This is a genomic window from Vibrio sp. R10-SF1-ISO8, assembly GCF_059833805.1.
The window spans coordinates 19,801-31,806 of record NZ_JCBDHL010000018.1; the positions used below are offsets into that span (position 1 = coordinate 19,801).

At 44.5% G+C, this 12,006-nt stretch carries 11 protein-coding genes; 4 read left to right on the plus strand and 7 right to left on the minus strand.

What is annotated here, in order from left to right:
• Window positions 1-33: 33 nt before the first annotated feature.
• From AC6R00_RS13340 to AC6R00_RS13350, 3 genes are all read left to right on the plus strand, one after another.
• Window positions 34-1,239, plus strand: a complete 1,206-nt coding sequence (locus tag AC6R00_RS13340; protein ID WP_500640707.1) for a cystathionine beta-lyase — start codon at window positions 34-36, stop codon at window positions 1,237-1,239.
• Window positions 1,240-1,492: 253 nt separating this feature from the next.
• Complete coding sequence (locus tag AC6R00_RS13345) at window positions 1,493-2,404, plus strand: esterase/lipase family protein (RefSeq protein ID WP_500640904.1); 912 nt, start codon at window positions 1,493-1,495, stop codon at window positions 2,402-2,404.
• A gap of 10 nt (window positions 2,405-2,414) precedes the next feature.
• Window positions 2,415-3,269 (plus strand): lipase secretion chaperone, encoded by an 855-nt coding sequence (locus AC6R00_RS13350; RefSeq protein WP_500640708.1) that lies wholly within the window; start codon window positions 2,415-2,417, stop codon window positions 3,267-3,269.
• Between the two features lie 37 nt (window positions 3,270-3,306).
• Here the strand turns inward: AC6R00_RS13350 and AC6R00_RS13355 are convergent, their stop codons facing one another.
• From AC6R00_RS13355 to pspA, 7 genes are all read right to left on the minus strand, one after another.
• Window positions 3,307-3,873: a DNA-3-methyladenine glycosylase I gene (locus AC6R00_RS13355; protein ID WP_500640709.1), complete on the minus strand. Its 567-nt coding sequence runs from the start codon at window positions 3,871-3,873 to the stop codon at window positions 3,307-3,309.
• Between the two features lie 63 nt (window positions 3,874-3,936).
• Window positions 3,937-7,038: an efflux RND transporter permease subunit gene (locus AC6R00_RS13360; RefSeq protein WP_500640710.1), complete on the minus strand. Its 3,102-nt coding sequence runs from the start codon at window positions 7,036-7,038 to the stop codon at window positions 3,937-3,939.
• Complete coding sequence (locus AC6R00_RS13365) at window positions 7,031-8,119, minus strand: efflux RND transporter periplasmic adaptor subunit (RefSeq protein ID WP_500640711.1); 1,089 nt, start codon at window positions 8,117-8,119, stop codon at window positions 7,031-7,033. Before AC6R00_RS13365 ends, AC6R00_RS13360 begins: the two co-directional genes overlap by 8 nt.
• A gap of 1 nt (window position 8,120) precedes the next feature.
• Window positions 8,121-9,152 carry an efflux RND transporter periplasmic adaptor subunit gene (locus AC6R00_RS13370; RefSeq protein ID WP_500640712.1) on the minus strand — a complete coding sequence of 344 codons (1,032 nt, stop codon included), beginning with the start codon at window positions 9,150-9,152 and terminating at the stop codon, window positions 8,121-8,123.
• 187 nt (window positions 9,153-9,339) lie between these two features.
• Entirely contained in the window at window positions 9,340-9,759 is a 420-nt protein-coding gene (gene pspC / locus AC6R00_RS13375; protein WP_500640713.1) for an envelope stress response membrane protein PspC, read from the minus strand.
• Window positions 9,722-9,955: an envelope stress response membrane protein PspB gene (pspB, locus tag AC6R00_RS13380; RefSeq protein ID WP_500640714.1), complete on the minus strand. Its 234-nt coding sequence runs from the start codon at window positions 9,953-9,955 to the stop codon at window positions 9,722-9,724. The genes pspC and pspB overlap by 38 nt, the downstream gene beginning before the upstream one ends.
• A gap of 83 nt (window positions 9,956-10,038) precedes the next feature.
• Window positions 10,039-10,707, minus strand: coding sequence for a phage shock protein PspA (pspA, locus tag AC6R00_RS13385; protein WP_500640715.1), 669 nt, complete (start codon window positions 10,705-10,707; stop codon window positions 10,039-10,041).
• Between the two features lie 215 nt (window positions 10,708-10,922).
• Here pspA and pspF point away from each other — a divergent pair, with 215 nt between their 5' ends.
• On the plus strand, window positions 10,923-11,915 hold the full coding sequence (gene pspF / locus AC6R00_RS13390; RefSeq protein WP_500640716.1) for a phage shock protein operon transcriptional activator: 993 nt from the start codon (window positions 10,923-10,925) through the stop codon (window positions 11,913-11,915).
• Window positions 11,916-12,006 lie beyond the last annotated feature (91 nt).

The window sequence follows — 12,006 nt, forward strand, 5'->3', positions numbered from 1 at the left end:
TAAATAAGGTAAAGTATTCGATAAGGACTTCCGATGTCAGAAAGTAAGCAGACCAAGTTCGTTACCGCTGGTCGCGATGAAAAGTGGACGAACGGTGTGGTTAACCCTTCCGTTCAAAGAGCCTCAACCGTCGTCTTTAACACTGTGGCAGAAAAACACCATGCAACGGTGAACAGAGCAAACAAAACACTATTTTATGGGCGCCGCGGCACCACGACTCATTTTGCGTTCCAAGATGCAATGACAGAGATCGAGGGTGGTGCGGGATGCGCCCTTTACCCATGTGGTACTGCCGCGATCTCTAACGCTATTTTATCGTTTGTTGAAACGGGCGATCACATTCTGATGGTCGATACCTGTTACGAACCAACACGAGATTTCTGCGATAAAATCCTCAAGAAGATGGGTGTAGAAACCACATACTACGAACCAACGATTGGTGAAGGCATCAAAGAGCTCATTAAACCAAACACAAAAGTTCTATTCCTTGAGTCTCCGGGCTCGATCACCATGGAAGTGCAAGACGTACCTACTCTGTCGAGCATTGCACACCAACACGATGTCATCGTTATGCTCGATAATACTTGGGCGGCTGGGGTGAATTTCTCTCCATTTGAGCATGGTGTTGATATTTCAATTCAAGCCGCAACTAAATACATTGTCGGACACTCAGATGTGATGCTTGGCACTGCGGTAGCCAGCGAGCAATACTGGGATCAATTACGCGAGCAAAGCTACCTAATGGGTCAATGTGTGTCTCCTGATGATGCCTACTTAGGCTTACGCGGAATTCGCACTTTGGATGTACGCTTGCGTCAACACGCGGAAAACAGCTTGAAAGTGGCGCAATGGCTTCAAAGCAGACCTGAAGTCGATCATGTTCGCCACCCCGCCCTTGAAACTTGTCCTGGTCACGAGTTTTTCACACGCGATTTTACCGGTGGAAACGGCCTATTTTCATTTGTGTTGAAAACCAGTTACCCACGAGCAACGACAGCCCTATTAGATGGAATGAAGCATTTTAGTATGGGGTATTCTTGGGGCGGTTTTGAAAGTCTGATTCTTGCCAATGAACCGAAGAGCTTCAATAGTCTGCGCACAGTCGCTAACCCTAATTTTGAGGGAACCCTGATTCGCGTTCATATTGGACTTGAAGACGTCGATGATCTTATCGCTGATCTGGAAGCAGGGCTAGAGCGATACAACGCCCTGATTCTCGAAAAAGAAGCTACCGCATAGTACTTTTCCAAACTTCACTATTTAGCCTCGCTTGCGAGGCTTTTTAATACATTGATTTTATTAATAATTTAATCAAAATAATTTTCTAAGATCTTTCGTTAATTAAAGCTGTTGGTTTTTAATTCAACATCACGTTTTAATCTTTCTTTAACTATTCATATTTCGTATAGCTCAGTTTTTCTTCTACGGTTAAATATCTCATCAGAGGTCATACCAGAAGGAGCTAACATTGAAACCGATCTACTCACTTGTCCTGACTTGCGCACTCGCAATTGGACAACCGACACTCACCAATCTTGCCCACGCAGGTGGCTATACTCAAACTCAATATCCCATTGTACTTGTACACGGACTCTTCGGCTTTGATACTCTCGCAGGTGTCGACTATTTCTATGGAATACCGCACTCACTAACCCGAGACGGCGCGACTGTTTACGTTGCTCAGGTATCTGCCTCTAACAGTACCGAGGTCAGAGGAGAGCAGCTTCTCAAACAAGTAGAAACACTACTCGCTGCTACCGGGGCGACCAAAGTCAACCTAATAGGCCATAGTCACGGTGGACCAACGGCTCGTTACGTTGCTTCAGTTAGGCCCGACCTCGTGGCCTCAGTCACTAGCATTGGTGGCGTAAACAAGGGCTCAAAAGTCGCCGATCTAGTAAGAGGAAATGTCCCTGAAGGCTCAGGCTTGGAAGGATTAGCCGTGAAACTTGCAGGGGGCTTAACCACCCTTATCAATCTCCTGTCAGGAGGCACAGATCTAGAGCAAGATCCTTTAGCTTCTTTGGAAGCACTGACGACTGAAGGCTCTCTGGCTTTCAATCAGCATCATCCATATGGCATTCCTACCACTGCATGTGGAAACGGGGATCTTCTCGCCAGTAATGGCGTCTATTACTACTCATGGACAGGGTCTTCCACTTTTACCAACCTTTTGGATCCAACTGATGGGGCGATGGTGATACTCGGCTGGGCATTTGACGAACCCAATGATGGACTTGTTGGCGCATGCAGTACTCACTTAGGTAAAGTAATTCGTGATGATTACAAAATGAATCACCTGGATGAAATTAACGGTCTCTTGGGCATACACCACCTATTTGAAACCGATCCCGTCACACTCTATCGCCAACACGCAAACCGCCTGAAACAACAAGGACTGTAAGGGTAAATCAATGAAAAAGACCGTTCTAATCACCATTTCTGTCATCACTTCAATTGGATTTGGAGCGGTCTTATATTTGTCCGATAGGCAACAGGAAACTGCAGACCCAATCCTTTCTCAAGCTGATGTAGACGTTGACACAACTACCCCCAAGCACTTTTTTGATTTTTCACTAAGCAGTTTAGGTGAACAAAGTCTTGATGAGATAAAAAAGAAGGTGAATGACCGTGCTTCAACAGAAAGCGAATTGAGTAACGAGGAAGTATTGTTTGCCACTTATTTGGAGTACAAAGAAGCGTTAGCAGAGCTTGAACCCTTGCAAGCAACCCAACTTACTGCTCTAGACCTCGAACAACTTCACGCGCAGATATTAGCGTTACAGTCTCGCTATTTCTCTGAGCAAGAAATAAAGCTGCTATTTGAAGAAGAGAATCTGTTGCGCCAATTGGCGATTAACAAAGCGAAAATCACTGAAAATAATCTAGATGCCCAGCAAAAAAAGAGCTTACTAGAAGACCAACTCACTGAAATGCCAGACTACATTCAGGCAGCAGAAAAAAACAATCTGCTGGTTGTAGAGTTGGACTCTGTATCAAAGCTTGATGACCAAGATAAATACATCGCTAGAAGTGAGTTAGTTGGTGAAGGTGGGGCTAAACGATTAGCAGAGCTCGACCTGCAACGCGCTGTATTTCAAACAACGCTAGATTCCTATTTAGTAAGTAGGGATGAGCTACTCACGTCTAACTCTCTTTCCGAGCAAGATAAACAGCTACAGATCGCACAGCTAAGAAAAAATAGCTTCGATTCAACACAGCTGCGACGTGTCGAAGCACTTGAGAGGATTCATGACCAAAGTCGTTAGCCAAACATGTTGGCAGCACAACGTGTGCTGCCTAATACTATTTAGCCCCTTTCTTTGGGCAGTCAACTAGGTGATCATCAACCATACCGACCGCTTGCATAAAGGCGTAGCAGATCGTTTCGCCCACAAACTTAAAGCCTTTCTTTTTGAGAAACTTGCTCATTGCTTTTGATTGCTCTGTCGAAGCAGGCACATCACTCATTTGCGTCCAGTTATTCACGATCGGTTTACCATCAACAAACTGCCACAAAGCGTTCGATAAGCTGCCATATTCTTCAATCAGTGCCAATGCCGCTCGTGCATTTCCAAATACAGAGGTGATCTTGCCTCGATGTTTGACGACATCATAGTTTTCGATAATTCGCTCGACGTGACTTTCATCGTACTGCGACAGGCGTGATAGGTCGTAACCTTCAAACGCGGCTCGGTAACCCTCGCGTTTCTTTAGAATCGTAATCCAACTCAGTCCTGCCTGAGCCCCTTCTAAGGTTATGAACTCAAACAGTACTTTGTCATCATAAACAGGCACGCCCCACTCCGCATCGTGATATTCACGCTCAAGTTCATGATTCATCGCCCAAGCACAAGTTGTGTCTTTGCTCATTGATTGTCTCCTTATAAAAACAAACGCCCCCGACAAAGTCAGGGGCGTTTACTTCTAGTTTAGTTAGTTTGGCACTTTTACTTTGTGGAATAGACGATACAACACTGGTACGACAATAAGTGTCAGTACTGTCGCAAAACCTAAACCAAACATGATGGTTACCGCCATCGGCTTGAAGAAGATGTCAGGAAGCAGAGGAATCATACCCAAGATGGTCGTAATCGCCGCCATACAAACAGGGCGAACGCGACTTAATGCTGCGTCAACCACTGCCACATATGGGTCTTTGCCCGAGTGCATTTCAATCTCGATCTGATCCAACAAGACAATACCATTCTTAAGCAACATACCGGACAAGCTCAAGAAACCGAGCAAGGCCATAAAGCCAAATGGGGTATTCAGAGCCAGTAGACCTGTGGTCACACCAATGATTGCCAGTGGTACCGTTAACCAGACGATCAACGGCTCTTTCACTGAGTTAAACAAGAATACGGTGACTAAGAACATAAACAAGTAGCCCATCGGCATAGTAGTAAAGAGTGACTCTTGGGCATCACCCGAAGACTCATACTCCCCGCCCCACTCTAATGAATAGCCCGGTGGTAACTCAATCGCTTCAATTTGAGGCATCAGACGAGTTTGAAGTGTCGCGGCAGTCTCTTCACCTAGCAAATCAGGATCAGCAAAGACCGTTAGCATACGCTTACGGTTCTTACGTACTATGATTGGGTCTTCCCAACGAATATCGTAGCCCATAGTGACTTGTTGCAGCGGGATGTACTCGCTAAGTGCAGGACTCCATATCTTCATACCTTCGATATTTCGAATGTCCACACGTTCGTCTTCTGGTAAGCGAGCCACGATTGGCATTAAGGTCGTACCATCTCGGTATACACCGATAGACTTACCGGAGAAAGACATCGCAAGAAACTCATCTACATCAGACTTACTGATACCGTAACGACGAGCTTGGCTTTCGTTAAATTGCGGCTCAAGCACTTTAGTGCGTTCACGCCAGTCATGACGAATGTTAGTTGCGCCTGGATCGGCATGCATGATCTCTTCAACTTGCTTAGCGATACCACGCAGCACTGTTGGATCTGAGCCTATAATACGAGCTTCAATTTTCGCACCACCGCCTGGACCAAGTTCAATCTGCTTCAGCTTGTAGTTGATTTCAGGGAACTTGTCCTCTAAATGCAACCTGAAGTTCGTCATCAAATTCGCAAGTTGCTCGTAATCAGTCACCCTAGTCGTAATTTCACCATAAGCCGCATAGCTCTTCTCTGGCGCATAGGTCAGCATAAAGCGTTGCAGACCTTTACCAGCCGTGGTGGTAATGTGCTCGACTCCTTCTTGATCAGATAACCAAGACTCTAAAGCTTTGAGCTTAGTGTTCGTTGCACGAATATCGGTTCCTTCAGGCAACCAGATGTCTGCTTGGAAGATAGGTGTCGTCGAGGACGGGAAGAATGATTGCTTAACTTGGGTAAAGCCAACAATACTCGCTGCTAAACCCAGAATAAGCACAACAACGGTTAACCAAGCACGCTTCATACAAAACTCAAGAAAGCCTTTGTACACCACAAAGATCATCCCATTGTATGGATCGCTTTCCGCTCCATCTTGCTTAAACTTCTGACCTTTAAAGAAGATATCAGCAAAAAATGGAGTAAGAGAAATGGCGGTAAACCAACTCAACATCAGCGAGATAAGAAGCACACTAAACAAGGTGCCACAATACTCACCTGTCGCGTCCTCAGACAAACCGATTGGCGCAAATGCTGTCACCGCAATCACTGTCGCACCTAGCAACGGCCATTTGGTTTGAGTCACGATATCTGTCGCGGCTTGCATCCGCGTCCGCCCTTTCTGCGTGCCAATCAATATCCCTTCGACCACCACAATGGCATTATCCACCAGCATACCTAAAGCGATAACCAGAGCACCTAGGGAGATACGTTGTAAATCGATAGCAAAGTACTTCATGAATATGAAAGTACCCAGAACGGTGAGTAGCAAAATAAGACCAATCAACAGGCCTGATCTTAGTCCCATAAAGAACAGCAGTACGATGATAACGATCGCGACCGCTTGACCTAGGCTGACGACAAATCCGCTTACAGACTTATCAACTTCTTTAGGTTGGCTATAGATCTCAGAGATCTCAACACCCACTGGCTGCTGGTACTTAAGCTCTGCTAAACGTCGATCAAAACGTTGACCAACTTCAACAACGTTTACCCCTTGAGCAAAGGAAACCCCTAAGTTAAGGGCCAGTTCACCATTGAAAGTGACGATATTGCTCGGAACTTCAACATAACCACGGGTAATTTCAGCGACGTCTTTCAGGTAAATCAGTCCCTGCGCGCCGCTCTCGGTAATGATTAAATCACCGAGCTGATCCACATTCTTAAACTCACCTGTAGGATGAATTCGAATGTATTCGTCGCCGATCCGAATTGCGCCTGCATCAGAAACGACATTCTGAGTGGATAACAAGTTAAATACTGTGTTCGGAGCTATACCAAGAGTGCTCAAACGCTTCATCGAGATCTCTATAAAGACCTGCTCTTGCTGCTCACCTGAGACCGAGACCTTACTGACTCCGTCAATCAGCTCTAGCTCTCGACGTAGATAATCCACATAATCGAGTAGCTCTTTGTAGCTGTAGCCATCACCTGTTACCGCTAGCAAAATACCGTAAACGTCACCAAAATCATCAATCACCGACGGGTCATTCACCCCAGGTGGTAGCTGACCTTTTAGATCGTTTACTTTTCGACGTAATTCATCCCAAATCTGGGGTAAATCATCAGGGCCATAGTTGTTTTTCATCGAAACCGTTATTTGCGACAAACCACGACTTGAGATGGAATTTACCTCATCAACATAGGTAAGCTGTTGAATCGCTTTCTCTATCGGATAAGTTACTTCTTCTTCTACTTGCTGGGGTGTTGCGCCCGGGTAAGAAGTCACGACCATCGCATCTTTGATAGTAAACGCAGGGTCTTCCAATCGCCCTAAACCAAAGAAAGCCGCAGCACCACCAATCAAGAAGATTAATGAGATCATCCAACTGATCACACGGTTGCGGATAAAGTAAGCCGCGATTCCCGTTACATCATCATCGCTTTGCGGCGAGTTGTTATTGTGTTCACTCATTACCCGCCTCCTGCTTAACTACTTGCACCTGCATTCCTTCCCTTAATCTAGAAATACCTGCTATCACAACCGATTGGTCACTGCTCAAACCGTCAAGGACTTGAACGGCATCTTTACTCGCCTTTCCAGTCACCACTTTCTGCTTGGATACAGAGTTATCTGCATTGAGTACCCACACATATTTGCTTTGTCTATCCAGTGAGTCACCATCACCATTAAAAATGGCTTCAATAGGTACCTGCACCCCACCTTTAAGCTCTAAACCAACGTCTTTACCTTTAGACGTGACTTCTACCGCCATACCGTCAAGAATGTACTCTTCTTCAGGCATAGGTAGCGTTAAAGTCACGGTAAATGTGCCGGTAGCCGGATCAGGTTCAGTAGTAAACTCTTTAATACTGGCGTTATATTCATTACCACTCGGCACTCGCACGACAGCTTCAATATTTTCTAACGATTCTTGAGTAGGTTGGTTTGCATGGAGCTGATCGGGAAGTTGTATAAGAACCTCAACGCTCTCTACACTATGGATATTAACGATTTGCTGACCAACCTGAATATTCTCAAACTGGTCAACGTTAACCCGTGAGATAATCCCATCAACAGGCGCTTTCAATTTAGTAAAAGAGAGACGAAGTTTGGCCAATTGAAGCTCCGCATAAGCGATCTGACGATTCGCTGCTATCTCGTCAAACTGAGACTTCGCTAGTAAACCCTTATCAACAAGCGGTTTTGAACGCTTGTACTGACTATCAACTACGCTATAACGTGCAGCCGCGTTATCTACCTCAAGTTTGTAGTCTGTAGGATCCAGTTCGGCGATCAGTTCACCTTCTTCAAGATGATCACCTTCTTTAACGTAAATTTTGCTGATTTCCCCAGCCACACGGAAACTCAAATGAGAGCGCTCTGCCGCATTTGCAACTGCAGGAAAATAAAGACGATCTTCGTTAATCACTTGGTTTGCGAGTTCAAGAACTTTTACCTTGGGTGTACCAAAATCAACATACTGTGGTTCACCACCACACCCAGCTAACAGTGCAGCCGAAGAGAGCGCACATAGATTTAACCACTGCTTCATCTTATAGACCTCGCTCTTTGATCCACTCTCGAACCTTAATCCCAGATTCAATACCGTTTACACCCGATATCACGATCTGATCGCCTTCGTTCAATCCACTTTGCACTTGCTGTTTGTCATTTAATTCAACTAGAGCTTTAGCAACGATACCTTGTGAATCGACACGCCAAACATACGTTTGACCGTTTTCTTTCATCAGTGCAGATTGAGGGATACGCGTTGCACCGGTAGATTCAACGGCAACATGAATGGAACCAGCCATACCGGGCAAGATACCAACATCTTCTGGCCTTTCCATTACCATGGTAACTTTGTAAGAACCTGTTTTTGGATCTGCCTCAGTATCCACTTCTTGGAACATTAGTTCATACTGACTTTCAGGGAAGGCGTCAAAAGTCATGTTTGCAGTAAGATTAAGGCCACTCGCGAAGCGATTTAGAAGATGATCGGGTAGTTGAAAAATCACCTTCATTAGCTGCGTAGTCTGAATGTTCATTACGCCTTCTTTAGCCGCTATATACTCATGAGCCTCGGCTGGAACAATTGAAATAGTCCCTTTATAAGGTGCAACTAAACGCGTGTAGCGTAAGTTAGCTTGCGCTTGTTCCAAAGTGGCTCTAGCAGAATTTCGTTTGGCTTTCGCTTCATCAAAATCTTGCTCAGACACTACTTTGTCTTTACGTAGCTTTTTATAGCGCTGGTATTGAACATCAGCGAGTCGGTATTGAGCCTCTGCTTGCTTCGCTAAAAGTGTGTACTCATCTGGATTAAGTGATGCCAACACATCACCCTTATCTACAGATTGCCCTGCGACAACATCAATAGACTGGAGTTGGCCGGGAACTCGGAACGCAAGTACCGCTTTGTCACCTGCTTCTGAAGTGGCTGGAAAGGTACGTTCAAACTGAGCATTGCCGATAGAAACAGTAAATAGCTTTGCTGGCCTTGAATCAGGCTCGGGGACAGGAGGAAGTTCCTTGCCACACCCACTCAGTAAAGCGGCTGTCACAAGAAACAAAATAGATTTGCGCATAATCAATCATCCGTTTGCAGCGATTAGTTACAAAGATAGATGAATGATACCGCCTCTTCCATAGACATGACAAAAATTATTATGAAAATTAATAATTTGCCCAGTATATGAGCGAAACGTCGCACTTTTGAGCCTTCACTATGTCGGATACACCTGAAGACTCAATTTGGCTAATTCAACTGGGTCATTATAGCGTTTTAAACTCTTTATCAACTTTAAACGCGTCAGAAGTGACATAAGCTTCAATGTCGCGAATTTGGTTTTCTAAATTGTGAAAATCTTTCTCAATCGTGTTGAGTAACATTTCAGGCGTTTGACCTTGCTGCCAAGGTTTATTTTTCAGCTTGTGTTCTTGCTCGGCTTTGATCGCTTCAACGTAGTTAGGTGGCTGTTTTTCGATCATCAGCGTCATCGCGATATAGGCAAGAATCACCAAGAAACTACCACCAAGCAGAGCTGCTGAAATCACTAAGATACGAACTAACCATACTTCCAAAGCAAAGTAGTTAGCCAAACCTGCACATACGCCAGTGATCTTGCCATTGACGGTATCACGATATAACTCACGTTTATTCATAACGACGCCTCCAGCTTGGAGATTCAGCATCCAAAATACGCTCTAACGTATCAACTCGGCTCTGCATGGTGGCAGCTTTCTCTGATAGTGTCTCCAGTCGTTGCAAGTCTTCCTGAGATAAGCCTGTGCTAGCGGTTTTCTTACTACGGTAGTGCAAGAACAACCATAGAGGAGCAACGAAAATCAGAAATACGATCAGTGGACCAGCAATGAAAAATGACGACATAAATAACTCCTTAATGAAAGGTAGATGAACGGCAATCTAAATTACGTTATCTACCTAATAAATTTAACAAAATATAACTGGAATTACTTTTTATCTTCCATTTGCTTTTTTAGCTTTTCTAACTCTTTTTCAATTTCATCTTGAGCTTGCAGCTCTGCGAATTCTTGGTCTAAAGATTTAGCGTTGCCCGTTTTCGCATATAAATCTGCTTCTGCTTCCATCTCATCGACTTTGCGCGAGTATTGCTCAAACTTAGCCATAGCTTCACTAGTACGCGCAGTATGCAGATGCTTTTGAACATCACGGCGATTAGAAGCGGTTTGACTACGAATAGCTAAAGCCTGTTGCTTAGCACGAGTCTCAGTAATTTTTGTTTCTAATTTACTGATTTCACCAGTCAACTTGTCGATAGTCTCTTCAACTAACGTTTGCTCTGTATGCAGACCTTTCAGCATGTCTTGCAGTTTTTGCTTTTCAATTAGCGCAGCTCTTGCTAGATCTTCGCGCTGTTTAGTTAGCGCTAAGGTCGCTTTTTGCTGCCACTCATCAATGGCAGCTTCCATTGACTCAACTTTGCGTGCCAACTCTTTTTTATCAGCAATCGCTTTTGCTGAGTTGGTTCTCACTTCTACTAATGTATCTTCCATTTCCTGAATAATTAAACGGATCATTTTTTCAGGATCTTCTGCTTTATCTAATAGAGCACTGATGTTTGAATTAACAATGTCGGCGAATCGAGAGAAAATACCCATAGCTAGGCTCCTTATTTTGCTGCAATCAGGTCATGCTAAGCATCACCATCGAATCTGTGTTTGTTTATACCTAAGTAACTAGTTCCTAATAATCCAAGTTACGTGCCAAGTTTTCACCCTATATAAATCAGTTAGTTACGAAATAACTCATTGCAATCATTATCAACCTGTGTTGAATTTAACCTACAGTTGGTAAATTTCACCACGGAGCATTCATGCAACAAAACCTTATTGGCGAATCCCCTGCCTTTCTTTCTGTATTAGACAAGGTATCTAAGTTAGCCGCTATTGAGCGACCAGTATTGATCATTGGCGAGCGAGGAACTGGTAAAGAATTGATTGCTCAGCGACTTCACTACTTATCAAAACGTTGGGATCAGCCGTTAATTTCACTCAACTGCTCTACCCTCAGCGAAGGCTTGATTGATTCAGAGCTTTTTGGTCATGAGCAAGGCTCATTCACCGGCTCTAAAGGGCGTCATAAGGGTCGATTTGAACGCGCTGAAAATGGCACCCTATTTTTGGATGAGTTGGCCACGGCACCATTACTTGTGCAAGAAAAACTTCTCCGAGTGATTGAATACGGTCAATATGAGCGTGTTGGTGGTCATCAGCTCTTGAATGCCAATGTGCGTCTAGTCTGTGCCACCAATGCAGATCTACCTCAAATGGCGAGTGAAGGTGTTTTCCGCGCAGATTTACTCGACAGACTGGCATTTGATGTTATCCATTTACCGCCTCTTCGCGAACGACAAGAAGATATCCTATTACTGGCCGAATACTACGCAATTAAGATGTGCCGTGAGTTGGGCTTCGAGTACTTTATCGGCTTCTCGAGTCAAGCAGAACAAAGCTTGCTCACTTATCATTGGCCGGGAAATGTGCGCGAGTTGAAAAACGTGATTGAACGAGCAGTTTACCAACACGGCATGCAAGACGAGGCCATTGATCAGCTGATTTTTGATCCTTTCCAATCTTCTTGGCAGAGCATATGCCCAGAGGAAGAAACAGCCGCAACCCCTGAAGTGCCCGAGTTTCAATTCCCGATCGACTATAAACAGTGGCAAGAACAACAGGACCAACTCATACTTACAGAAGCATTAAAGCAGAGCCAGTTTAATCAGAGGAAGGCTGCTGAGTTACTTGGGTTAAGTTATCACCAATTGCGAGGCATGGTCCGTAAGTATGACCTGACTAACCTCAGTTAACCCAGCAATTTTGTGGTTTTGCTTTGGTTACAGCGGGTAATTAGTGGTAAATTATTAGGATCTTAAGGCATAATGGTGAGTTCCATTGTGC

Bases quoted from the DNA above. Each gene is read 5' to 3' on its own strand.
- AC6R00_RS13340 (WP_500640707.1), top strand. From the start codon at position 34: ATGTCAGAAAGTAAGCAGACCAAGTTCGTTACCGCTGGTCGCGATGAA.
- AC6R00_RS13350 (WP_500640708.1), top strand. From the start codon at position 2,415: ATGAAAAAGACCGTTCTAATCACCATTTCTGTCATCACTTCAATTGGA.
- AC6R00_RS13355 (WP_500640709.1), bottom strand. From the start codon at position 3,873: ATGAGCAAAGACACAACTTGTGCTTGGGCGATGAATCATGAACTTGAG.
- AC6R00_RS13360 (WP_500640710.1), bottom strand. From the start codon at position 7,038: ATGAGTGAACACAATAACAACTCGCCGCAAAGCGATGATGATGTAACG.
- AC6R00_RS13365 (WP_500640711.1), bottom strand. From the start codon at position 8,119: ATGAAGCAGTGGTTAAATCTATGTGCGCTCTCTTCGGCTGCACTGTTA.
- AC6R00_RS13370 (WP_500640712.1), bottom strand. From the start codon at position 9,152: ATGCGCAAATCTATTTTGTTTCTTGTGACAGCCGCTTTACTGAGTGGG.
- pspC (WP_500640713.1), bottom strand. From the start codon at position 9,759: ATGCTGAATCTCCAAGCTGGAGGCGTCGTTATGAATAAACGTGAGTTA.
- pspB (WP_500640714.1), bottom strand. From the start codon at position 9,955: ATGTCGTCATTTTTCATTGCTGGTCCACTGATCGTATTTCTGATTTTC.
- pspA (WP_500640715.1), bottom strand. From the start codon at position 10,707: ATGGGTATTTTCTCTCGATTCGCCGACATTGTTAATTCAAACATCAGT.
- pspF (WP_500640716.1), top strand. From the start codon at position 10,923: ATGCAACAAAACCTTATTGGCGAATCCCCTGCCTTTCTTTCTGTATTA.